General features: G+C 70.6%; 19 protein-coding genes and 3 pseudogenes. 8 read left to right on the forward strand and 14 right to left on the reverse strand.

Annotated features, from left to right (window positions below; genetic code table 11):
* Positions 1–270: 270 nt before the first annotated feature.
* The 6 genes from OHU35_RS00675 to OHU35_RS00700 all read right to left on the reverse strand — a co-directional run bounded on the left by OHU35_RS00675 (position 271) and on the right by OHU35_RS00700 (position 11,774).
* The gene (locus OHU35_RS00675; protein WP_405504151.1) at positions 271–2,424 is read right to left on the reverse strand and encodes a glycoside hydrolase family 127 protein; all 2,154 of its coding nucleotides are present in this window, start codon (positions 2,422–2,424) and stop codon (positions 271–273) included.
* A gap of 22 nt (positions 2,425–2,446) precedes the next feature.
* Complete coding sequence (locus tag OHU35_RS00680; RefSeq protein ID WP_405504153.1) at positions 2,447–6,664, reverse strand: Ig-like domain-containing protein; 4,218 nt, start codon at positions 6,662–6,664, stop codon at positions 2,447–2,449.
* Complete coding sequence (locus tag OHU35_RS00685) at positions 6,619–8,553, reverse strand: glycoside hydrolase family 127 protein (protein WP_405504155.1); 1,935 nt, start codon at positions 8,551–8,553, stop codon at positions 6,619–6,621. Before OHU35_RS00685 ends, OHU35_RS00680 begins: the two co-directional genes overlap by 46 nt.
* Positions 8,554–8,620: 67 nt before the next feature.
* Positions 8,621–9,442, reverse strand: coding sequence for a carbohydrate ABC transporter permease (locus OHU35_RS00690; RefSeq protein ID WP_184599061.1), 822 nt, complete (start codon positions 9,440–9,442; stop codon positions 8,621–8,623).
* A gap of 31 nt (positions 9,443–9,473) precedes the next feature.
* On the reverse strand, positions 9,474–10,427 hold the full coding sequence (locus OHU35_RS00695; RefSeq protein WP_229873413.1) for a carbohydrate ABC transporter permease: 954 nt from the start codon (positions 10,425–10,427) through the stop codon (positions 9,474–9,476).
* 36 nt (positions 10,428–10,463) lie between these two features.
* Entirely contained in the window at positions 10,464–11,774 is a 1,311-nt protein-coding gene (locus OHU35_RS00700; protein ID WP_189729699.1) for a sugar ABC transporter substrate-binding protein, read from the reverse strand.
* 267 nt (positions 11,775–12,041) lie between these two features.
* Here OHU35_RS00700 and OHU35_RS00705 point away from each other — a divergent pair, with 267 nt between their 5' ends.
* Positions 12,042–13,073 (forward strand): LacI family DNA-binding transcriptional regulator, encoded by a 1,032-nt coding sequence (locus OHU35_RS00705; RefSeq protein ID WP_189729701.1) that lies wholly within the window; start codon positions 12,042–12,044, stop codon positions 13,071–13,073.
* Positions 13,074–13,094: 21 nt separating this feature from the next.
* Here OHU35_RS00705 and OHU35_RS00710 read toward each other — a convergent pair whose 3' ends face one another.
* Positions 13,095–14,336, reverse strand: a complete 1,242-nt coding sequence (locus tag OHU35_RS00710; RefSeq protein ID WP_189729703.1) for a glycosyltransferase — start codon at positions 14,334–14,336, stop codon at positions 13,095–13,097.
* A gap of 264 nt (positions 14,337–14,600) precedes the next feature.
* Entirely contained in the window at positions 14,601–14,990 is a 390-nt protein-coding gene (locus OHU35_RS00715) for a hypothetical protein (protein WP_189729705.1), read from the reverse strand.
* Positions 14,991–15,192: 202 nt separating this feature from the next.
* On the opposite strand from OHU35_RS00715, the gene OHU35_RS00720 reads away from it, so the two are divergent.
* From OHU35_RS00720 to OHU35_RS00730, 3 genes and pseudogenes are all read left to right on the forward strand, one after another.
* Complete coding sequence (locus OHU35_RS00720) at positions 15,193–15,579, forward strand: hypothetical protein (protein WP_189729707.1); 387 nt, start codon at positions 15,193–15,195, stop codon at positions 15,577–15,579.
* A 64-nt stretch (positions 15,580–15,643) separates the two neighbouring features.
* Positions 15,644–15,823 (forward strand): annotated as a pseudogene (locus tag OHU35_RS00725) (tyrosinase family protein); the annotation flags it as partial.
* A gap of 39 nt (positions 15,824–15,862) precedes the next feature.
* Positions 15,863–15,991 carry a hypothetical protein gene (locus tag OHU35_RS00730; RefSeq protein ID WP_405509435.1) on the forward strand — a complete coding sequence of 43 codons (129 nt, stop codon included), beginning with the start codon at positions 15,863–15,865 and terminating at the stop codon, positions 15,989–15,991.
* Between the two features lie 85 nt (positions 15,992–16,076).
* Here OHU35_RS00730 and OHU35_RS00735 read toward each other — a convergent pair whose 3' ends face one another.
* Complete coding sequence (locus OHU35_RS00735; RefSeq protein ID WP_405504157.1) at positions 16,077–16,514, reverse strand: hypothetical protein; 438 nt, start codon at positions 16,512–16,514, stop codon at positions 16,077–16,079.
* An 89-nt stretch (positions 16,515–16,603) separates the two neighbouring features.
* On the opposite strand from OHU35_RS00735, the gene OHU35_RS00740 reads away from it, so the two are divergent.
* Both OHU35_RS00740 and OHU35_RS00745 read left to right on the forward strand, forming a co-directional pair.
* Positions 16,604–17,302 carry a helix-turn-helix transcriptional regulator gene (locus OHU35_RS00740; RefSeq protein ID WP_405504159.1) on the forward strand — a complete coding sequence of 233 codons (699 nt, stop codon included), beginning with the start codon at positions 16,604–16,606 and terminating at the stop codon, positions 17,300–17,302.
* Between the two features lie 62 nt (positions 17,303–17,364).
* Positions 17,365–17,619, forward strand: coding sequence for an EF-hand domain-containing protein (locus tag OHU35_RS00745; protein ID WP_189729715.1), 255 nt, complete (start codon positions 17,365–17,367; stop codon positions 17,617–17,619).
* A 49-nt stretch (positions 17,620–17,668) separates the two neighbouring features.
* Here the strand turns inward: OHU35_RS00745 and OHU35_RS00750 are convergent, their stop codons facing one another.
* Positions 17,669–17,893, reverse strand: coding sequence for a hypothetical protein (locus tag OHU35_RS00750; protein ID WP_189729717.1), 225 nt, complete (start codon positions 17,891–17,893; stop codon positions 17,669–17,671).
* 117 nt (positions 17,894–18,010) lie between these two features.
* Between OHU35_RS00750 and OHU35_RS00755 the strand changes: the two are divergent.
* A pseudogene (locus OHU35_RS00755) lies at positions 18,011–18,391 on the forward strand (hypothetical protein); the annotation flags it as partial.
* A 107-nt stretch (positions 18,392–18,498) separates the two neighbouring features.
* On the opposite strand, the gene OHU35_RS00760 reads toward OHU35_RS00755, so the two are convergent.
* Positions 18,499–19,506, reverse strand: a complete 1,008-nt coding sequence (locus tag OHU35_RS00760) for a trypsin-like serine peptidase (protein WP_405504161.1) — start codon at positions 19,504–19,506, stop codon at positions 18,499–18,501.
* 219 nt (positions 19,507–19,725) lie between these two features.
* Positions 19,726–20,202, reverse strand: a complete 477-nt coding sequence (locus OHU35_RS00765) for an SRPBCC family protein (protein WP_189729721.1) — start codon at positions 20,200–20,202, stop codon at positions 19,726–19,728.
* A gap of 209 nt (positions 20,203–20,411) precedes the next feature.
* Here OHU35_RS00765 and OHU35_RS00770 point away from each other — a divergent pair.
* Positions 20,412–20,835: pseudogene (locus OHU35_RS00770) on the forward strand (hypothetical protein).
* Positions 20,836–20,887: 52 nt separating this feature from the next.
* Here OHU35_RS00770 and OHU35_RS00775 read toward each other — a convergent pair.
* Complete coding sequence (locus OHU35_RS00775) at positions 20,888–21,178, reverse strand: zinc-ribbon domain-containing protein (RefSeq protein ID WP_189729724.1); 291 nt, start codon at positions 21,176–21,178, stop codon at positions 20,888–20,890.
* Positions 21,179–21,305: 127 nt separating this feature from the next.
* Positions 21,306–22,946: a phosphoglucomutase (alpha-D-glucose-1,6-bisphosphate-dependent) gene (gene pgm / locus OHU35_RS00780; RefSeq protein WP_405504163.1), complete on the reverse strand. Its 1,641-nt coding sequence runs from the start codon at positions 22,944–22,946 to the stop codon at positions 21,306–21,308.
* Positions 22,947–23,148: the final 202 nt, after the last annotated feature.

Genomic DNA, 23,148 nt, shown 5'->3' on the forward strand with positions numbered 1-23,148 from the left:
TCAAGGGGTGTGAAGGGTGTGAGACCGGGATCGCCTGGCCCGCCCGCTCAGTGGCGGTGCGGGATCCAGGCGGACGGAAGGGGCCGGTGAGGTCGCCCGTCGTATGGCGTGTTCATGCCCCGCTGCCGGCCCAGCACAGAAACCATTCCCCCCAATACGCCACCGGATGGCGGCCATTGAGTCGACACCCAAGCAGACCCGGACAGGCGTGTTCAAGACTCGGAAGTGGTCCAGACGACTTCCGGTCCGGATTTGGCGATTTCGAAGCGTTCAGCGTCTCAGGTCCGCGTTGTTCGCGGCCGTGATGACGCGATCGCGTTCGGTGCGGGTGAAGAGGTTTTCGGACAGCCAGCGGTCCGCGAGGGTGCGTACGGCGCGCACGAACGGGGCGGAGGTCGGGAAGGGGGCCTGTTGCCACAGGGCGTCGAGGAAGGTCTGGCCGTCGGGGCGGGCGTGGTTGGGGACGCCCGAGTCGGCCGTGCCGAACACGATGACGGGTTCGGAGCGCTTGAAGTAGGCGTGGTAGGGGGCGTCGTTGCCCAGGTGGAAGGGGGCGAGGGTGAGGTTGTGCGTGGTGAAGTGCAGGGGGCGGGAGGCGGGTTTGATCGCGTCGGCCAGATCGCCTCGGAGCGTGAAGTCCTTGTAGAAGGAGAAGGTGCGGAATTGCTGCTCCGGGCTCTGGGCCGTGAGGAGGAGCGGGCCGTAGAAGAGTGACTGGACGGTCGGGTCGTCCAGGGCTCGTTCGATGTGCAGGCGGTAGGGCGTCGAGAGGCGGATGCGGTCGCCTCGGCGCCAGTTCCTGTTCAGGGTGAGGTAGGTGCCGGGAACGGCCCGGCCCCCCTGCGGGGCTCCGTTGACCGTGACCGTGACGCCTGTCGTGGCCCAGGACGGGATGCGGAGCTTGACGGCGAGTCGGCCGCCGCCCTCGCGGAAGGTCAGCGTGCGTACGCCCTCGGCCGGGTAGTCGCCCGTCTGCTCGATGACGAGGCCGCGTTCCGGCCAGCGCAGGGTGGAGGCCAGATACAGGTTGACGTACAGGGTGTTGCCGTCGGCGGAGCGGAAGTAGACGGAGTCCTGGTACTTGGTGTGGTTCTCCATGCCGGTGCCGCCGCAGCAGGTGCCGGTGTTGCCGTATCCGCGTCGTACGCCCGGTCCCATGCCGACGAAGTAGGTGACTTCGGGGCTGTCGGTGCTGGGGGTGTCCCGGCGGGAGGCGAGGATGTGGTTGGTCAGACTCCGCTCGTAGTAGTCCATGTAGGCGGGGTCGGGCTCGTGGAAGAAGAGCTGCCGGCTCAGTTTGAGCATGTTGTACGTGGCGCAGGTCTCGGCGTTCTTGTCGTCGAGGGTCGCCGCTATGGCGCCGCGGGCGCGGAACATCTCGCCCTGGCCGGTGCCGCCCAGGGCGTAGGTGCGGGAGCCCTCGACCATGCCCCAGAAGTTGCGGGCAGCGGCGGCGTAGGTCTCGTCGCCCGTGTGGTCGAACAGGCGGAGGTAGCCGGTGAACTGCGGGATGTGCTGGTTGGCGTGCTTGCCTTCCAGGACGTCACGGTCCTCCGCGCAGGCGTTGAGCAGCGTGGTGTTGTCGAAGCAGCGGGCGGCGGCGAGGTGTTCCGGCCGGCCGGTGAGGGCGTACAGGTCGGTCATGACCTCGTTCATGCCGCCGTACTCACCGGCGATGTAGATCGACCACATGCGTTCCAGCTGCGCCTTCGGCAGCCGGCCCAGACGGCTGTGCACCCAGTCGCCCATCTTCGCGGCGATGGTGAGCGCCTGCTGGTTGCCGGCCAGGGTGTACGCGTCCAGGAGGCCGCGCATGATCTTGTGGCAGGTGTAGTACGGCGCCCAGATGGTGGGGTATGTCGTGTAGCTCTCCAGGAGGATGAACTGGGTCTCCGGGTAGGCCGCCAGGTAGCCGGCGTGGCTGGGTTTCGGGTCGCCGTGCTCGGCGAGGGCCTGCTGGCACTCCCCGAGGGCCGTGATCAGGTAGTCGAGCTTGGACTTCAGGGCGGCCTCGCGGGTGTCGGCGTACGCCTGCGCGATGAGGGTGAGGAAGTGGCCGCCGTAGTGGCCGCGCAGATTGCCGTCGGCGGTTTCCCAGCCGCCCGGCGGCCGTGCGCCGCGCGTGTCCAGTCCGGCGTTCGCGCGGAAGACGGCCAGGATGCGGTCGGACGGGTAGGCGCGGGCGTAGTCGAGCATCAGGTCGCGCTTGGCCCGGAAGACGCCCCCGCCGAGGGTTACCTGGTCCAGGCCGAATGGCCGCACCGCCCAGGTGGGCTGGGCGGGCAGCGCTCGCGCGGCGGCTTCGGCGAGGGAGCCGGCGGGGGCGGCCTGGGCCGGTGGGCCGGAGGCGATGAGCGGGGTCGCTGTGGCCGCGGCGCCGGCGGTCAGGCTCAGCACGCGGCGTCGGGTGGGTGGCTGGAACATGGCGCACTCCGATCGTCATGGGTCATCGGCGGGCAGGAGATGTCCCACCCGGGTCGCGCGGGGGTGTCACGGTGATCGTGGCCGTGGCGCGGTGGGAGGAGTCCGGCACGGTTCCCCTGACCTCGAAGGTCCCGGGTCCGGCGTACTGGTCCGGATCCACCGGGTCCCAGGTGACCCGGGTCCGGCTGTCCCTGGAGCCGTCGTTGTAGGTGGCGACGACCGTGGTGGGGAGCGCGGGGGGCCTGCCGGGGCGGGTGGTGACGCGTTCCTCCGCGATGCTGGTGATCTCGACCGCGTCCGTGTGCCGTACCCATACCGTGGCGGTGACCGGCTGGGCGGTGCGGTCGGCGAGGCCGGTGAGCGTGACGCTGGTGCCGCCCTCGGCGACCTGGTCCTCGGTCAGGGCCGGCCAGGCCACGGGTGAGCGCGCCGTGGAGCCGTCGGCGTAGACGAGTGTCACCTGCTCGGGCAGGTCGGGGACGGTGCCGCGGAGGGTGGGGATGTGGGTCTCGCGTACCGACTCCGGTGCCTCGGCGTAGACCTTCCATTCCTGGACGCCGAGGGCCAGATTCGGGTGTCCGGTGAGCTTCGCCCGCAGTGCGGTGGTGGTGACCGGGGTGAACGTCGTCCGGTTGTAGCGGTTCTCGGCGGTGCCGTAGCCGCTGGGGGCGGGGACCTCGCGCCACGTGTCGCCGTCGCGGTACTCGATGACCCAGGAGGCCGGCACGCCCACACCGTCGGCCGCGCCGGGCTGTGCGTCGCGGAAGAAGTACAGGTCGGAGCCGTCCACGCGGACCGGTTCTTCCCAGGTGTACTGGATCCACTGGGTGTCCTTCTGGGGCCAGCTTCCCCAGCGCGGGGCGTCGGACGACGAGGCCGGTTCACGGCCGTCGTTGATCGCGGCCACCGACTCCCAGCCGGAGGTGTAGGACGCGGTGGGGGTCGCGGACGGTGCCAAGTTCAGCCGGCCGTCGCCGAGCTCCTCGACCTTCACCTCGACCCGCTTCGACGACGTCAGCGCGCCGTCGGTGGCGGTGAGTTCGAGGGTGTAGGTGCCCGCCTTGGTGAACCGGGCGACGGTCGTGGGGGCGTGCGGGTCGTCGAAGATGACGGTGCCGTCGTCCGGCCCGTCGGCCGCCCGCCAGGAGGCGGAGAGTGTCCTCTTCGGCAGTCCGTCGTCCTCGGTGATGCCCGTGAGCCTGACCTGGCCCGGCCGGGTGTACGTCGGGTCCCGCCAGGCCTCGACGTAGGGAGGCCGGTTGCGGGCCGTCGGCGGGCGGGCGTCGGTGTCGAAGGCCTGGATCTCCTTCAGGCCGCTGGTGTGGCCGTCGCGGTGGCGCATGAGCACGCGCAGCTTGCCCGTGGTCACCTCCTGGAAGCGCACCCGGTTGAGGTTGGCCCTGGGATACGCCGGTGACTTGGCGGGCCGGGCCACGTCCTTCCACTGGCCGGCCCGGTCCTGGTACTGCACGGTGTAGAGGGCCGGTTCGGCGTATCCGCCGGGCCGTTTGTCACTGGAGAAGTGGAGCCGGACGTCGTCGACCGTGCGGGGGCGGCCGAAGTCGATCTCGTACCAGTCCTCGGTGTTGCCGGAGCCGCGGGCGCCCCAGGAGGGCTCGTTGACGGTGAAGCCGTCGACGGCACCGGCGACGCCCCGGCCCTCGGCCTCGTGGGAGGCGCGGGCGGTGGCGCCGGCGGCGAGGTTGTTCCCGGCCCTGCCCGTGAGGTCCCGTCCGGCCTTGGCGAACAGGTCGGTGACGCGCTCCTTCGGGCCGTGGGTGACGTCCTGCGGCTCTACGACATGCGCGCGCAGGCCGGTGGTCCTCGCCTTGGCTCCGCCGCCGTCGGGGAAGGTGACCTTGCGGGTCGTGGGGTCGTAGACGAGGTGGGTGAGGCGGTCGGCGGTGAAGGCGAGCCTCCCGTCGAGGTAGAGCGAGTACCCCTCGGGGACCCGCTTGCCGTACGGGCGCTTCCCGTCGCCGGGTTCGTCCCACAGGACGGCCGCGTCCGTGCCCCGGTAGTTGATGTCGGTGACCGCGAAGTGCGGCCAGTCGACGTCGATCGGCCACAGCTCGATCTTCCGGTCGTCGCGCGGCCTGAACCCCATCGCGTCCTCGATGACGGTCCAGTTGGTGGTGCCGAGGATGGTGTGGTGGATCCAGGAGCGGTAGCCGATCTCCTGCGGGTCGGCACGGCCGTCGGACCAGAATTCGTTCTGGTCGGGGTACCGGTTGTCACCGTCGACGTAGTGGGCCCAGGCGTTCCAGGACAGCAGCTTCTTGTACCAGGTGCGGTCGATGTACTTGCTGGGGTACTTCCGCAGCACCGAGGAGAGGAAGCGGAAGGTGACGGTGGAGTTGATGACGGAGAAGTTGTTGCTCCCGGGGTGGCCCTGCTCCGCCGCTTGCGCCTTGTCGGCCTGGTTGGCCGTGAAGAACGGGAAGACGGGGTACTGCTTCGCGTCCGCCCACAGCCGCAGCGCCTCGAGGTACTGCGGGTCCTCTTCCGGTGTGGGCATCAGGCCCACGCTGTACGGGTAGTAGTTGTTGATCTCCTTCCAGGGCACCAGGGTGTCGCTGGCGACGTGCCGGTGCTTGAGCAGCTTGTCCTTCGGGTCCCAGAGGTGGTCGAGGACCGCCTTCTTCACCCGGTTCGCCGTCCCGCGCATCTCGTCGGCCTTGGCCTTCTCGCCGAGCAGGTCGTACGCGCGGGCGGCCGCCGTCGCGTTGCTGTAGACGTAGGCGGATTCGGCGCGGTCCAGGTTGCCGGGCTTCCAGTCGAAGGACACGGCGTCGGCGTCGTTGCCGGTCATCGCGCCCCAGTCGTACTCGATCAGCCCGTTGCCGTCCTCGTCGTAGGTGTCGAGCTGGCCGCGGACGTCCTTCTCCGCGTAGCGGGCGAGGTTGCGCACGATGCCGTCGGGGCCGCCGTGCACCTGGTAGGAGCGCCATGCCGCCTCGGAGATGTACTGGGTGTAGCTGTTGGACCAGTTCTCCGGGTCGCCCGGGTTGTCGGTGTACTTGCCGTTCTTCGAGACCTCTCCGGCCGACACCCACGGGCCGTACGAGTAGCTCGGGTCGCGCAGGTACTTGAGGTCGTCGACGAACATGCCGACCGTGAGCGCGATGGCGTTGTTGTAGCCGAGCACGCCCTCCATGGAGGTGGGGAACTGGTAGTCGCTGCCCGGGATGTCGGCGTCGAGGTAGTTGTAGCGCAGCAGCCACCAGCGGTAGTACAGCGTCTTCTCGATGTTGTCGTCGGGGACGTCGAGGTAGGGCAGGTTCTCGGCCCACCAGCGGTTGTACGTCTGTACATGCCGGCGGAAGGCAGTGGCGGGGGACGCGGCGCGCACGGAGTCGTACTCCGGGCGGGAGTCGGTGATCTCCTCGGTGACGAAGCCGAGTTGGACCTTGGTGGTGAGGGTGCGCCCGGCCGGCAGGGCCAGCGTGCGTGCCAGCGACTCGCCCTCGGCGGTGAAGCCGTCACCGCTGAGGCGGGGGAAGAGGGTCGTGAGGTTGTTCTTCGCCGGCACCGCGCCGGTGAGCTCACGGCCCTCGGCGGTCGTCGTGTACGGGGATGTGGCGCGCAGCCGGACCTCACGGCGCTCAGGGCCCGTGTTGGTGAGCGCCAGGTTCGTGACGGCGGCGTTCGCCTCGGTGATGAACTTGGTCTGTGTCACCTTCAGGCCGGTGGCCTCATGGGTGAACTCGCTGCGCCAGTAGCTGGGGGTCTGGATGCGGGCGCCGGTGTTCTCCCGCAGGGTGAGGTTCTCGCCGTCGGCGTTCAGGGTGATGGTGTACGCGGACCGGTTGTCGATGCTCTCCCAGTAGGCGACCTTGCCGGCGAAGCCCAGCTGGGACGGTGCGTGTTCCTTCATGAACAGGGCGCGTCCCCGGGTGAACAGCCAGTCCCCCGCCGGGTCCTCGCCCTTGCGGGCCAGCATGCGGTCCATCCAGAAGTCGGTGCCGTCCCCGGCCTTGCGGTCGGCCTCGTACTGGGTGCGCAGGGTGCGGTGGACGGTGAAGCCGGCCGGGAGCGTAGGGACGGGGTGGTCGGATCCGGTGTAGACCGGGTAGCCGATCGCCGCGTTGTCCGCCGCTGCCGGGCCGGTGGCGGCGAGCGGGGCCAGCAGGCCCAGGGCCAGCGCCCCGGCCAGGATGCCGCGGCGGTGTCGTCTTCGCTGTGCGGGCACGGCTACCTCTCGGTCGGCGTTGTCGGGGGCGGGGTCGTCGGCAGCCACACGCGCATGGTCGAGGGGCCGCGGTTCGCCCAGGAGTGGTAGGGGACGAGGGTGATGGCCTCGGGGCCGGCCGCGGGTGCGGTGGCTTCGTCGGCCGGCCGGTACGGCCAGGCGGTGTCGTGCGGTTCGGCGAGTTCACCGGGTGCGAGGACCGTGTCGCCCGGCCCGTCCTCCGGTGCGGCGGACGGATCAACGCGGAGCGCGTCGACATCGTGTCCGTCCGGCAGGTCGGTGGATTCGGCGCAGTACACGAGGGGTCCGCGCTGGACGGCCACCGTGCCGCGTGTGGCGTCGATGCGGGGGTCGGCCCGGATCCAGCGCGGGGTGACGGGCAGTTCGAGGCGTATCTCGTCGCCGGGGCGGAAGACCCGGGTGAGCCGCGCCGTGCCCGGGGCGACGGTACGGCGGTTCCCGTCCTGGTCGATCAGCCGGGCGGTCTCCCCCGCCGTCCACGCGGGGACGCGCAGGGTCAGGGTCCAGGGGCGGGCAGGGGAGCGGCTGATCCGCACGACCACGGTCCCGCCGGACGGGTAGTCGGTACGGACCCGCAGCGCCACGCCCTGCCCGTCGCCCAGGGAGGTGGCCAGTTCGGCGTCGGCGTACTGGTGCAGTTGCAGGCCCTCGTCGTCCGCCGTCGCCAGATACGCGGGCAGTTGGGCGAGCGTGCGCGCCACGTTGGTCGGGCAGCACGACACCGCGAACCAGGGGGCGCGCAGGCCCGAGTCGGCGCGCGGGCTGACGCGGTCCGCCGGGGGCACGGTGCCCCGGTGACGGCGGTGCAGGGTGTTGGCGTAGAAGAAGGCCCGGCCGTCCTCGGACGGAGAGGCGGCGATCACGTTGAACAGGGTCCGCTCGGCCAGGTCCGCGAAGCGCGGCTCGCCGGTGGCCAGCAGCAGCCGCCAGGCGAGCATCACCGAGGCGACACCGGCGCAGGTCTCCGAGTAGGCGCGGTCCGGCGGCAGCACGAAGTCGTCGCCGAAGGACTCGTCGCGGTGGTGCGAGCCCATCCCCCCGGTCAGATAGGTCCGCCGGGCGACCGTCGCCTCCCACTGCCGCACGACGGCGGTGAGCAGCGCGTCGTCCCCTGTCTCCACGGCCACATCGACCGCGCCGGCCGCGAGGTACAGGGCGCGCACGGCGTGGCCGCGCAGAGCCGTGGCCCGGCGGACGGGCAGGTCGTCCTGGAAGTAGGCGCGGCCGAACTCGATGTCGGCGAGGGTGCCGTGGCCGCGCCGGCCGAGGAACAGCGCGGCCTGGTCGAGGTAGCGCTGCTCCCCCGTCAGCCTGGCGATTTCCACCAGGGCCGTCTCGATCTCCGGGTGCCCGCAGATGCCCTGGTTGCCGCCCGGTCCGAAGGCGGCGCAGAGGTGATCGGCGGCCCGGCGGGCGATCTTCGTCAGCTCGCCCTCGCCCCTGGCACGGGCCTGGGCCACACCCGCCTGGATGAGGTGCCCATGACAGTAGAGTTCGTGGCCCCATTCGAGGTCGCTGTAGCGGGGCTGCTGTCCGGGGCGGCCGAAGGCGGTGTTCAGGTAGCCGTCCGGGGCTTGGGCGGGGGCGATGACGTCGGTGAGCGCGGCGACGTCCCCGTCGTGTGAAGCGCCCGCCCAGGCCATGGCCTCGAGGAGCTTGTAGATCTCGGAGTCGGCGAACTCCCGGCCGCGCCGGTCGGTGTGGATCCGGCCCTCGGCGGCGGCCCGGAAGTTGCCGGTCCAGCCCTCGCGTTCCATCCAGTCGCGGCAGTGGCCGAGCGTCGCGGTCGCGTTGGTGTGGCGGCGCCGGGCCCAGAAGCCGCCGGTGATCCGGACCTCGTCCAGGCCGAGCGGGCGCAGCCGGCCCCGGGTCGGCGCCACCGGCAGCACGAGCGAGCGTGCCGTGTTCTCCCTCACCAGTCCATGCCTTCGTCCACGTCCTTCCGGTGGTCCGTCTTGTCCGTCGAAGCGGCTCTGTGCCGGCTCAGCCCTTGAGGGCGCCGGACATGAAGCCTCTGATGTAGTGCCGTTGCAGCAGCAGGAAGAGCAGCAGGCAGGGCACGGCCAGGACCACCACGCCCGCCTCGGTGGCGCCGTAGTCGACGGCGCCCATGCTCTGCTGCCGCAGGTTCGCGACGGCCAGGGGCAGCGGTGCCTTCTCGCTGTCGGAGATGAGGATCAGGGGTGCGATGAAGTCGTTCCAGGCGGCGAGGAACGCGAACAGTCCCACGGTGATCAGTCCCGGCCGGACCGCCGGCAGGAGCACCCGGCGCAGCGCGCCCGCCGTGCCGCAGCCGTCGACGAGGGCCGACTCCTCCAGTTCGCGGGGCACCGCCTCGAAGGAGATCCGCATCATGAAGGTGGCGAACGGCAGTTGGAACATGGCCAGGACGAGGCTCAGCCCGATCAGTGAGTTCTGCAGCTGGAGCCGGCCCAGCAGGACGTAGAGCGGGATGAGGAGGGTGGCGTAGGGGACCATGAGGATGGCCAGGGTCAGCAGGAACAGCAGGTTCTTGCCGGGGAAGTCGAAGCGGGCGAAGGCGTAGCCGCCCAGCAGGGACACCCCCAGGGTCAGGGCGACGGTCAGTGCCGAGACGACCGTGCTGTTGAGCAGGTACCTCCACAGGCCCGCGTCGTAGTCGAGCAGCGTGCGGTAGTTGCCGAGGCCGTAGCCGGACTGCTGGGCGGTGCCGGGCTGGCCGCTCACCGACGCCCAGGCGTTCCACAGCAGCGGGAAGAGGAAGATGACGGCCAGAGAGCCGGCGACGACGTAGTGGGGCGTCCGGCCCAGGGCGCGGGTGAGCACCGTGGTGTCCCTTCTCATGAGGCGGCGGGTGTCATGACTCGTCGGCGCGGCGCAGGCCCCGGAACTGCAGGGCGTTCAGCAGGAGCAGCGCGGCCAGCACGAGGATCGAAAGGGCCGCCGCGGTACCGAGGTTCAGCCGCTGGAAGGCCTCCCGGTAGATCAGCTGGACGACGGTGACCGTGCTGTTGTCCGGTCCGCCCTTGGTGAGGATGAAGAACTGGTCGAAGGCGAGCAGGGATCCGGTCACGCACAGCAGGAGGCACAGGGCGAGGGAGGGCCGCAGCAGCGGCAGCGTGATGGAGCGGAAGATCTGGGCGCGGCTCGCGCCGTCCATCCGTGCCGCCTCGTACACCTCGTGCGGGATGCGCTGCAGGCCCACGAGCAGGATCAGCATGTAGAAGCCGGCGAACTTCCAGACGATCAGGAACACCGTCGACCACAGCGCCGACGCCGGTGAGCCGAGGAAGGACACCGGGTCGTCGACGAGGCCGAGGCGTTCGAGAATGCGGCTGAGCGGGCCGGTGGTGGGGCTGTACAGGCCCCAGAACAGCAGGGACGCGGAGGCCAGCCCGAGGGCGCCGGGCAGGAAGTAGACCGTGCGGAAGAAGCCCGCGCCCGGGCGGGACTCCTGCACCAGCAGGGCCAGGAGCAGCGCCAGGGCGAGCAGGACGACCGTGACGATCACGGTGTAGAGCAGGGTGAAGCGGATCGCGGGCCAGAACAGGGTGCTGTCGGTGATGTCGGTGTAGTTCTCGGGCGCGTTGACGCCCCGGTCTCCTCCGAGCAGCGGCCAGTCGCTGAGCGACATCTGACCGACCAGCAGCAGGGGCAGCAGGAAGAAGACCGTGACGAACACCGCCGTGGGGGCCGCGTAGGCCAGGCCCTTGGCCTTGCGGGAACGCCAGCGGGGCGGGGGTGTGCCGGCCTGCCGCTGCGGCGGGGTCAGGTGCTCGGCCGTCGCCCGGTCTGCCACTTTCACCGGCATGGCTCTCCTTGGCCGTAGGACGTCGGGAGGGTCGGTTCAGTCGGCCAGTGAGGCGGTGACGGCGTCGTTGTCCTTCTCGACCGTCCTGCCGTCGCCGAAGACGGCGTGGCGCATCAGCTCCAGCCAGGGTCCGTTGGGGTCGTTGAAGGTCTGGCCGAACTTCATCGCGTACGGGGTGCGGCCCTCGGCGACGAGTTCGTTGATGGTGACCAGGCGCGGGTCGGCCTTGGAGTGCTTGTTGGACGCGAGGTCGGTGCGGGCCACCACGTCCTTGTGCGCGGCGACCACGTCGACCTGTGCCTTGTCGCCGAGGGACCAGGCGAGGAAGTTCCAGGCCTGGTCGGCCGACTCGCTGGTCGCCGAGATGCCGATGGCGTCTCCGCCGACGAAGGTGGACTTGCCGCCGTCGGGGCCGGGGATGGGCGCGACGCCGAGGTCCAGATCCTTGGGCATCAGCCCGAGCGTGGTCGACGGCATGGGCATCACGCCGACCTTGCCCTTCGGGAAGATCCCGGTCCAGGTCGTGCCCGTCTCCTCGCGGGCGCCGGGCGCCACGATGGAGTCCCGCACCCAGCCTCGGTAGGTGTCGTAGACCTTCTTCGAGGCGCTGGAGGCGAGATTCGCCTCGGTGCCCTCCTCGTTCAGGACGTCCTCCCCGGCTGCCCAGACGGACGGCCACCAGGTGAAGACGCCGCAGCCGCCGCAGTTGCCGCCGAAGAAGGTGCCGTCGACACCGCCCCCCAGCGCGTCCACGGCCCGCGCCTGCCGGTCCCACTCACGCAGGGTGGTGGGCGGCTTCTCGGGGTCGAGCTTCGCCTTCCGGTAGAGCTCCTTGTTGTAGAAGAGCACCGACAGGTCGAGGGTGTGCGGGACCACGTACTTCTTGTCCTCGAACGTGCCGGCCTTGATGTGCGACTGGGCCAGGTGCTCGGCGAAGGGCAGGGCGTCGACGCGGTCGGTGAGGTCGGCGAAGAGGCCGCTGGAGGTGTAGTTGGGCACGAACACGACGTCGGAGGCGAACAGGTCGGGCAGGTCGCGTGATCCGGCCGCCGCGCCGACCTTGGCCTGGTAGTCGTCGGTGGGGACGACGGTCAGCTCGATCTTGTTCTTGTGGCTCGCGTTGTACGCCTCGACCAGGGCCTCGCTCTGCGGCCGGGTCGCCGCACGCGTCCACATCGTCAGCTTCGTGCCGTCGTCGACCCCGCCGGCGGCCGCTTTGCCCCCTCCCCCTCCGGAACCGTCGTTGTCCGAGCCGCACGCGGTGACCAGGCTCGCGGTGGCGAGCAGGGCGATGGCACCTGTGACGAGGCGGCGTATGTGTCCACGCGGTCCGGCCGTGCTCCCCATGGTCGATTCCCCTTGTGTCGCGGCGGGCCGTGTGCGGGCCTGCCGGTCGGGACAATGATGTGGTGGCACTGAACTGAGTGGCGGAAACGGGCCGAAAAGGCTTTCTGAGACGCTAAGGACGCATCCCACGACCCGTCAATCCCCTTGCGTGAAGCGGTTTCTGAGCTGAACTCGAAAACCCGGACCAGGGCAGGACCGAAAATTTCCGCGTACTGTTTGGGGTGCCCTCGACGGCGTCGGCAGGCGACGCGAGACAGGAGAAGACCCATGGCACAGGCCACCGGCCCCTCGCGTTCGCAGCCCGCCACCCTCAGCGATGTCGCCCGGCTGGCGGGCGTGTCGATCGCCACGGCGTCCAAGGCCCTCAACGGCCGCAGCCAGGTGCGGGCGGAGACCAGAACACGCGTGATCGAGGCGGCCGAGCGCCTCGCGTTCCGGCCCAACCAGGTGGCCCGGGGCCTGCTGGCCGGACGGACGGGCACCGTGGGCCTGCTGACCAGCGACCTGGAGGGCCGGTTCAGCATTCCGATACTGATGGGCGCCGAGGACGCGTTCGGAGCGGGCGAGGTCGCGGTGTTCCTGTGCGATGCCCGCGGGGACGCGATCCGCGAGCAGCATCATGTCCGCGCGCTGCTGGGCCGCCGGGTCGACGGTCTCATCGTGGTCGGCAGCCGGACCGACCCGCGTCCGTCCCTGGGACGGGAGTTGCCGGTGCCCGTGGTCTACGCGTACGCGCCGTCGGAGAATCCGGAGGATCTGTCCATCGTCCCGGACAGTGTCGGCGCGGGCCGGATCGCCGTGGAGCATCTGCTGGCCTGCGGCCGTACCCGGATCGCGCACATCACCGGCGACCCCGGGTACGCCGCCGCGCAGGAACGGGCCGAGGGCGCCCGGGCCGCGCTCGCCGGCGCCGGACTGGCCCTGGTGGGCGAGCCGCGGTTCGGGGCGTGGTCGGAGGGCTGGGGGCGGGCGGCCACGGCGATGCTGCTCGACCAGCACCCGGAGGTGGACGCCGTGCTGTGCGGCAGCGACCAGATCGCCCGGGGCGTCATCGACGTCCTGCGCGAGCGCGGCCTGCGGGTGCCGGAGGACGTGGCGGTCATGGGCTTCGACAACTGGCGGGTTCTGACGTCCGCGTCCCGGCCGCCGCTGACCAGTGTCGACATGAACCTCGAACAGGTCGGGCGCGCCGCCGCGCACGCCCTGTTCACGGCGATCTCCGGCGGCACGCGCCGTTCCGGGACCGAGACCCTGCCCTGCCGGGTGGTGATCAGGGGGTCGACGGTGCCGCTGGCGTGAGTCGCGGCGCCCGGTCGCCGCTCACGACGCGAGCCGGTCGAGTGCCGCCAGGACCGGTGCCACACCGTCCTCCTCGGCCAGGCGGCGGGCGACCTCCTGGGCGCGGCTGCGATGGGCCGGGTCACCCACGGCCCGGCGCAGGGCGGGGGCGAGCGCGTCGGCGGTGAGGCGGCGCAGCGGGACGGCGCAGGGGGCGGTGCCCAGCGCGACGAGACGGGCCGCCCAGAAACCGGCGTCGAACTGCACCGGCACCGGCACGGACGGGACACCCGCGCGCAGGACGGCCGCGGTGGTGCCGGCTCCGGCGTGGTGGACCACGGCGGCCGTACGGGGAAACAGCGACGCGTGCGGCACATCGCCGACGGTGATCACCTCGTCGGAGCGGGCGGCCAGGCCCGCCCACCCCTGCTGGATGATGCCGCGCAGTCCGGCCGCGCGCAGGGCACGCGCGATCTCGCCGCTCAGGCGCTCGGGGTCCGGCACGGTGGCGCTGCCCAGCCCGATGAAGACGGGGGCGGGCCCGGCGGCGAGGAACTCCTCCACGTCCGGGGGCAGGCTGCGGGTGTCGTGCGGCCACCAGTACCCGGCGATCTCCAGCCCGGGCCGCCAGTCCCGCGGCCGGGACACCACCGCCTCGCTGAAGCCGTGCAGCACCGGCCACCGCGCCCGCTCATGGGCCCGGCGGCTCGCGGCGAGGCCGGGCAGGGTCATGCCGTGCCGGGTGCGCAGTCGGCGCATGGCCCGGGTGAAGACCTGGTCGACGGCGGTGGTGACGGCCATTCCGCCCAGGTGGTTGCCCACGGCACCGAGGGAGCGTCCGCCGAGCATGGGTGCCCCGAACTCCCGTGTCGGGTGCTGGGGTTGGAGGAACAGTCCGAGGCTGGGCAGGGTCAGCCCCTCGGCGATGGCGCGGCCCAGCGGTGCCACGGCACCGGCGGCCAGCACGGCGTCGGAGCCGCGTGCCACCAGGACGAGGTCGTCGGTCATCTCCTCGGCCGCCGACCGGGCCATCGACACCACACGCAGCAGTTTGCCGAGCCCTGTCGTGCTGGCGTGCAGACCGCGGCCGCGTTCGGAGTGCAACTCGGCGTGCGGGTCGACCGGGGTCGGGTGGAAGCGCACTCCGGAGCCGGCGGTCAGCGGTTCGAACAGTCCGTGGGTGACGAGGGTGACCTCGTGCCCGCTCCGCGCCAGCCCGGCGCCCAACCCGGTGTACGGGGCGACGTCGCCGCGCGATCCCGCCGTCATGATCACCAGCCGCATGGGTCCCAGTGTGGCCCGGCGAGGCGGACGACACACGGTGTACGGCGGCAGGGGTCCGAGAATCGCCGGTGCGGGTGATGCGCGGAGTGGATGGTGCCGCGGTGGTTCAGGCCGGTGGGCCGGTGCCCGGCGTCTCGAGGACTGGGCTCTTCGACCGAGCGCCCATGTGGGCGCCGGCGCCACCTGCGAGGACGCCGGCTTCCGGCGACCTCCTGCGACCCGGGGGCGGCGCCGGGACGCCCAGCGGTCTGGGTACCGTCGGTGTCACGTGCTGGACCTGGTACGAATCTGCATGCCCGGGCGGCGACGGTGCACGGTCACGTAGGACAAGCCGCCGCTCCCCGCGACCAGGCTGCGTTCGCTGCCGTGGGGCAGCCAGACCAGACTGCCGGGGGCCAGGGCCTGCGGGTCTGCCGCCGGGCCGAGGGTGCCGTCACCGGCGACCACGAGCAGGAGGACGTCGAGGTCGGGCTCGATATGCGTGTCGATACGCCCTCGGGGTGGGATGCGGATCAGGTTGGCGTCCAGCTGCCGCCCTGACTCGGCCAGTCGCCACAGCGCACCCGCCGGTGTCGAGTCGTCAGAGATGAGCGACTCGGTATTGCACAGCACCCGCGGTAGGGGGGCGCCGGGGGTCGTCTCTGCGTCGGTCATCGATCTGCCACCGTCCGGTACGTGCCTACTGCTGCCTTCGGCAGGGTACGGCCGGCCGCGACGCGACCCAGGGCGGAGACCGCGGCAGGCGACACCTGTTTCGGCGTACTCGACGTGCGGCCGAAGCCGGGCACTCCGAAACTCGGAGCGAAAGTCATCGTGCCGATGGCCCTTGACGTCTTGCGCTGATGAAAGGTGTCTTGTGACCCCCGAGGAACTGGCTGCGGCTGCCGACCCCACGATTCTCGGAAACTACCTGGCGGAGTTGCCTCAGCAGCCGCACCACCACGGGCCACTGATCAGCATCCGCGAAGACGAGTTCCAGGGCCACCACATCGTCATCAAGACGACCTACGAGATCACGGTGGACGGTGCGCCCCTCACCGCTCCACTCATCGTGTCGAACGACGGTCAGGTCCACAGCCATGCCCTGCCCACCTACGAGTTCTTGTCCGCGACAGACACCATCCGGGCCCTGATCGAGAACTTCCCCGCCGACTTCCCGGGCGGCGACGGCCCTGGTGACGGCGGCAACGGAGGCCATCCGGACCACCACGGTCACGGGCCCGGCCACAAGGGGGGCGTCTGACACATGGCCGTCGTACGCAGGAACATCATCACCAGCCCCGACGCCCGGGACGCCTACATCGAAGGTGTCCTGCGCCTCAAGCGGGAGGACTCGACACTCAAGACCACCGCGTTCGGAGGGCTTCACCGGAACGGGGCTCCACAACCAGGTGCACCGGTGGATCGGTGGGGACATGGCTCCGGCCTCGTCACCGAATGATCCGGTCTTCTTCCTGCACCACGCCAACGTGGACCGGCTTTGGGAAGGCTGGATGAATCGGCACGGGCGAACCTATGTCCCTGCGATGTCGGAATCAGCGGAGCTCCTGGGCCATCGGATCGACGACCCGCTCATCTCGCCCCTGGGCGAGGGCGCCACTCCCCGGAAGACGCTCGACAACACCTCCCTGTTCACCTACGACGTGGTCCCCTGACTCAGCACACGCCTGGTGGCCGACGAGGCAGCAGCCGAACACCCCGGTCCGGGTGGCAGCAAGGACGTCGCCAAGCCCCGTGCCCTCAGTGCGAGGGCCGCTTGCCGTGGTAGTGCTGGGCGAGCCGGGCCAGGGCGATAGCCCCGAGCAGAAGACCGAAGTCGCGCAGCGCGATGTCGTAGTAGCCGGGGATGGTCAGCAGGTTGACGATGATGCCGGCCAGCCATCCGGCCACCAGCCAGCCTCCGAAGCGCGGGGCGATGGCGACGACGAGTCCCGCGACGATCTCGATGACACCGGCGGCGTACATCGCCGCTTGGGCACTGCCGGGCACGACGCCGTTGATCCACGGTGCGAGGTAGGTGGGCCAGTCCACGAGCAGGTTGGCGAACTTGTCCAGCCCGAACAGGATCGGCGCCACGGTGAACCCGGTACGCAGGATGACGAAGGCCTGGTAGCCGGGGTCGGTGAACCCAGATCGCCGGGGGACGGCGGACGTGGTGGTTGTGGTGGGGGACGACATGACCGGCTCCTTCTATCGATGACTCTCATTAATGATAGAAGCGCGGCGGCGTTCTTTAGTCAAGAGCCATGGGTTTTACACTGGTGTTCATGGACCACCCGCAGCAAGCGCCCCGTGCCGACGTTTCCGCGGTCGCCGCACTGGACGAGCCGACCCGGATGCGGCTGTACGGGCACGTCGTGCGCCAGCCGGAGCCTGTCAGCCGCGACGAAGCCGCCACCGCCCTCGGTCTCGCACGTCAGACCGCGGCGTTCCATCTGGACCGCCTGGCGGACGAGTCGCTCCTCGACGTCGTCTACGAACGGCGCAGCGGCCGCACCGGTCCAGGAGCGGGCAGGCCGGCCAAGCTCTACAAGCGCTCCACCAAGCAGGTCTCCGTCAGCCTGCCCGAGCGGCACTACGAGCTGGCCGGACGGCTCCTCGCCCAGGCCATGGAGGAATCCGAAGCCACCGGCGAGCCGGTCCGTACCGTCTTGCACCGCAAAGCCCACGATCTTGGCGCCCAGCTCGCCGGCCAGGGCGGCACGGGCGTGTTCGACCTGCTGGAACGGTACGGATTCGAGCCCCGCCATGACGGTGACGCGATCGTGCTGGGCAACTGTCCCTTCCACGCGCTCGCCCGCGACCACACAGAGACCGTCTGCGGTATGAACCTGCGCCTGCTCCGCGGCGCCCTTGAAGGCCTCGGCACGAAGACCCTCCAGGCATGCCTGGCCCCGAGTCCCGGCTACTGCTGCGTTCGCCTGGAGCCGGCTTCCTGCCCGGGGGGCAACCCGGCCGGCGCGTAGGGCGTCCTCCCTAGTGAGCGGGATGCATCTGCCCGCCCGACCTCCATACGACGGGGACAACGATGAGCGACAAGGCCCGCAAGCTGTTCGAGGCGCTCGACCTCGACCACGACGGGGTTCTCACCCGGGAAGAGGTGATCGTCGCCCTGCGCACGAACGGACCGTCCCTGGCCGCCTCGGGCGTCCTGCCGTACTGGGGAGTGCAGGACGTCGACGCTTCCTCCGCGTTGTTCGACACGGCCGACCAGAACGGGGACGCGGTACTGACCCTCGATGAGTTCGCCGCCGTGGTGGACCGGCGGTTCGGCTGGAGCTGACGACCACGCTGCGCGGCGCGTCGGGGACAGCACAGTAGGCCTCGCAAGGTCACTCCCGCCTGCGTCGCGCCGCGCGGTTGGCAGCCAGCAGGCAGACCCAGACGAGGATCAGGCCGGCCGCCACCAGGATGCGGCCCGAGCCGTTGCCGTTGATCACTCGCCACACCAGAAGACCGACACTCAGGCAGAGCATCGGCCAGTAGACCCACGGCCCCCATCGGTTACCCGGCCTGGCCCATGGCGGCGGAACACGGGAATCAGTGGGTTGCTTCATGCGCGCCTCCCCTCCCCGGTCGCCTTGCCCGTAACTGCCGTCATCAACCTGCCGTCTCCCCGGCTTCCGAGGTGTCACTCGCCGCCGGCGTCGGCCTGATGCTCACCCGCACACTGCAACAACACCACCAACCACCGTGACATCCACTGGGGTTGGTCCGCAGACGGACGCACGTGGAGCTACGACCAGCAGCCGCTGATCCGGCACAGCGACGTCGGCGCCGTCAACGTCGGCGGTCCGCACCTGCTGCACCGGAACAACAGCACCTACGTCGTCTGCAACAAGGACAAGTCCAGCGGCGGCGACATCATGATCACCGAGGTCGGCAACGACTTCAGCAAGCGCAACCACCTCGGCGTCTTCTACGACTCGCGCAGCGCGGCGCCCGAGAACGGGCGTGCCGCGGCGCCTTCCTTCGGCACCGACGGCGGCGTCCCGTACATGATCTACGAGGCGGGCGAGAGGCTCGCGGGGGCCATCGCGGTGGCCCGGGGCTGACGCGACGCGTCGGCGAACCGCCCGCTGCGGATCGAACGGCGCGCGGGAGCCGGGTCCTCCTCCGCGGTTGGGCGGAGGAGGACCCGGCTCCCGGCTGGTGCGATGGCTCAGGACGACTGGGCGCTCTGGTACAGGTTCTGCGCGTCCGCGCCGAAGTACGGGCCGTACATGGCGTTCGGCAGGAAGTTGTACTTGAAGCTGTTCACCGAGGACTGCAGGCCGGTCCCGGTGGCCTCGTCGAACTGGGTGAACCACGGGCCTCCGCTGGAGCCTCCGGTCATGTTGCAGGTCAGACCGTGGTCGCTGGACAGCAGGAAGTCCCGGAAGGTGGTTCCGCTGCAGTAGATGAACTTCTCGCCGTCGTACGGAGCGGCGGCCGGGAAGCCGAAGGAGTACATGGGCTTGCTGTAGCCGGTGTTGAAGGCCAGCCCCTGGCCGCCGACGACGTCGGTCAGCTGCTTCCCGTCCAGCGGGGCTACGACGGCGGCGCCGATGTCGTAGTTGATGTCCTCACTGGCCGTCCACTGCGGCGTGGACAGGGTCTTGGACGCGGCCCAGGTGCCGTACGGGCGCTGTCCGTCGTGGTAGCCGGGCACGAACACCCAGTTGGTGTGCCAGGCTCCCTCCAGCTTCACGCAGTGCCCCGCGGTGATCACGGTGCTCTTGTTGGCGCTGGTGACGGCGTTGCCGGAGCAGGACGCGGTACGCCCCTGGTAGGTGAAGAACACCCGCCCCGCGGTCTTGACCACCGCTCCCCCGCCGGACCAGGGGCCGCCGCCGTGCGGGATCGCCAGGGGCCCCACGTCGGAGCCGGGTGCGCTGGGTGCCACGACGGTCGTCTTGCCCTTGCGTGGTGCGGATGCCCGTACGTCGGAGCGGTCGACGGACAGGACGTCGAGCGGGGTGGCCACGCGCATCCGCTGCGGGGTCCAGAAGTCGAGGGCGCTTTCCTGCGCCGAGGGTGTCATGACTCCCGGGTCGGGCGCGGCGCCCGCAGGAGTGGCGGTGACACCGGTCGCCAGGAGTGCGGCGACGCCTGCGAGGGTGCCGAGGAGGGTGTGGCGAACGCGGGTGGTGCCGCCGGATGAGCGAAGGCTGCGGGGTCTGCCTATCACGCGGTCTCCTTCTGCTGCGGGGGCCGGGCGGCGGGGAACCGTCCGCCCGGTCAGGCAGGGGTGTCACTGCGGACAGTCAGAGGGCAGCGTGCCACCAGGAGGCCGATATGGACAGGTGCATGTCATAACGATGGCCGAATCATCACCTCTTCTCCGCTGCGCGGGCGAAGAAGGACCCGGCCTCCACGGTGGAGGCCGGGTCCGGGCGGAGGGTGAATGTCAGAGGGCGGGGCCGCTGCCGCCGGGCTGGATGCGTCCGCGCCAGGCGCCGGACTCGGCTCCGCGCTCCTCGATGTACTGCTTGAAGCGCTTCATGTCGCCCTTGACCCGGCGGTCGATCGTGCCCGTCATGTCCGCCGCCTTCTCCGCGGCTCCGCTGGGCTCGATGTCCATCACCAGCTCGACCCTGGTGTGGGTGTCGTCGACACGCTCGAAGCGGACAGAGCCCCTCTGATTGACGTCGCCGCTGGTCGTGCGCCACGTGACGCGCTCGTCGGCCAGCTGGTCGACGATCTCGGTGTCGAACTCGCGCCGCACTCCGCTGATCTTGGTGGTCCAGTGGTTGTGGCGGTCGTCCAGTTGCCTGACCTCCTCGACGCCCTCCATGAACTTCGGGAACTCCTCGAACTGCGTCCACTGGTTGTAGGCGGTGTGGACGGGAACGTCGACTTCCACGGTTTCCTTGATGGTGCTCATCTCTGCATGCCTCCGTTCTCGCTGGTCGACTGCGGGAGGCCCATCGGCCCGCATCACCGGTCCGGGCCCGCGGCGGGACGGGTACCCGAGATCTTCCGGTTGCCACACGGATCAGCGCCGCCCGGAAAGGAACGGAACCGGGCCGGCCGCCGATCGAACGTGGATACGATCCCGGCGTGCGCCTTCCCCGCTCCGCCCCGGGCTGGAGCATGGCCGTCTTCGGCGTGCTCGCCGCCGCCCTCGGGGCGGTGGGTCTGGTCTCGCCGGCCGCGCAGTTGTCGCTGCTCGGTCTCGCCGCTCCGGGTGAGCGCGCCGCCGGGGACCTCACGCCCGCGTTCATGACGGCGTCGTCCATGGCGGCGCTCAACATGGGCGTGTACTACGTGCTGGCGGCACTGGCCGACTGGCGGGCCTTCTTCCGGTGGACCGTGCCGTTCCGGCTGCTCACGTGCACGTTCTTCACCGTCGCCGCGCTGGGCGAGAGGGCGCCTCGCGCTGGGCGGGAGGGCGCCGGGTGTCTTCGTCGGTGTGGGCCTGTGGGAGGGAGCGGGCGCGCTCGCGACGGCTGTGGCGCTGCGCTATGAGCGGCGGCGCCGGGCACAGGAGGGTACGGCGCCCGTGGGCGACCGGTGAGCTGATCGACGTAGGCGGTACCGGATGCGCCCACCGGCCGGGATGCGGGTCCCTAGAAGCGGTGTTGCTGCTGCTCCGGCTGCCCGTACGCCTGACCGCCCTGGCCGCCCGCGCTCTGCGTCTGCAGCTGCTCCGCCTGTTCCTTGGTCACCTTCTGTTCCGCGCCGCAGAAGGTGCACTGCGTCAGGTACTTCGTCGAGATCGGGAACAGCGGCACGAAGAACAGCGTGAACTTCGTGACGCGCTTCCTGAGCGTGTGCGCGGCGGGATTGCCGCACTGCCCGCAGACCAGCGTCAGTATCGCCAGCTGGTACAGGTACCCCTTGGTGCCAAAGATGATCACGTGACGGTCCTTCCCGGATCGGATCTGCACCCAGTGTCCTGTATCACGGTCCACCAGGACGAGCCGGCAGCCCGAACGGCCCGGGCCACGACGACGTGGCCCGGGCCGTGTGCGGTCCTGTCGGTGCTCAGCCCTTCAGTGCGGCCAGCACCACGCTCTTGGCCTCCTCCTGGACCCGGCCGAGGTGGTCGGGGCCGAGGAAGGACTCGGCGTAGATCTTGTAGACGTCCTCGGTGCCCGAGGGGCGGGCCGCGAACCAGGCGTTGTCCGTGGTCACCTTGATACCGCCGATGGGGGCGCCATTGCCCGGGGCCTCGGTGAGGACAGCGGTGACCGCGTCTCCGGCCAGCGTGTCCGCGCTGACCTGGGCCGGGGAGAGTTTGCCGAGGAGGGCCTTCTCCTCGCGGGACGCCGGCGCGTCGATGCGGGCGTAGGCGGGCTCGCCGAAGCGGGCGGCCAGCGTGGCGTAGTGCTCCGACGGGGTCCTGCCGGTGACCGCCGTGATCTCGGAGGCGAGCAGCGCCAGGATGATGCCGTCCTTGTCGGTGGTCCACACGGAGCCGTCCCGGCGCAGGAAGGACGCCCCGGCCGACTCCTCCCCGCCGAAGCCGATGGTGCCGCCGGCCAGTCCGTCCACGAACCACTTGAACCCGACGGGCACCTCGACCAGTTCGCGGCCCAGGTCGGCGGCGACACGGTCGATCATGGCGGAGGACACCAGGGTCTTGCCGATGCCGGTGGCGGCCGGCCAGCGGTCGCGGTGGGCGTACAGGTAGGAGATGGCGACGGCCAGGTAGTGGTTGGGGTTCATCAGGCCCGCGTCCGGGGTGACGATGCCGTGCCGGTCGGCGTCGGCGTCATTGCCGGTGGAGATCTGGAAGCGGTCGCGCTGCTCGATGAGCGAGGCCATCGCGTACGGCGACGAGCAGTCCATGCGGATCTTGCCGTCCCAGTCCAGCGTCATGAACCGCCAGGTGGGATCGGTGTGCGGGTTGACCACGGTGAGGTCGATTCCGTGCTGTTCGGCGATGCGGCCCCAGTAGGCGACGGACGCCCCGCCCAGCGGATCCGCCCCGATCCGCACCCCGGCCGCCCGGATGGCGTCCAGGTCGAGCACGCCGGGCAGGTCGGCGACATAGGCGCCCAGGAAGTCGTGACGGCCGGTGGTGGGAGCGGCGAGGGCCCGGGCATAGGGGATGCGCCGTACGCCCTTCAGGCCGCCCCGGATGATCTCGTTGGCCCGGTCCTGGATCCAGGAGGTGGCGTCGGAGGCGGCGGGGCCGCCGCTGGGCGGGTTGTACTTGAACCCTCCGTCGGCGGGCGGGTTGTGGGAGGGCGTGACCACGACACCGTCCGCGAGCCCCGTGGTGCGGCCGCGGTTGTGGGCGAGGATGGCGTGCGAGACGGCCGGGGTGGGTGTGTAGCCGTCCGCGTCGTCGATCAGCACCGTCACCTCGTTGGCGGCGAACACCTCCAGGGCGGTGACGCGCGCGGGCTCCGACAGGGCGTGGGTGTCGGCGCCGAGGAAGAGGGGGCCGTCGATGCCCTGGCCGGCGCGGTACTCGCAGATGGCCTGGCTGGTGGCGGCGATGTGGTCGTCGTTGAACGCGCTCGCCAGGGACGATCCGCGGTGTCCGGAGGTCCCGAACGTGACGCGCTGCCCCGGGTCGTCCAGGTCGGGATGGAGCGCGTAGTACGCGGTCACCAGCCGGGCCACATCGACGAGATCCTCGAAACCGGCCGGATTGCCCGCTCGCTCGTGCTGCATGGGCCCGCTCCTCCGCATGGGTTGATCCTTCGTTTGCGGTCTCATCCTTCCTCGTCACGGCGGTGCCGCGCGAGGGGGACACCACTACGAGGGCCGGATGTGCGCCAAGCCACGAGAAGGAGACGCCTCGGCCGGCGGGAGTCGCCATGGAGCACGCGACGGCGGTGCCTTGGGACGCCGAGGCGCGGCGGAGACCACAAGG

This window comes from Streptomyces purpurascens (assembly GCF_045040895.1).
GTDB classification, from domain to species: Bacteria; Actinomycetota; Actinomycetes; order Streptomycetales; family Streptomycetaceae; genus Streptomyces; species Streptomyces purpurascens.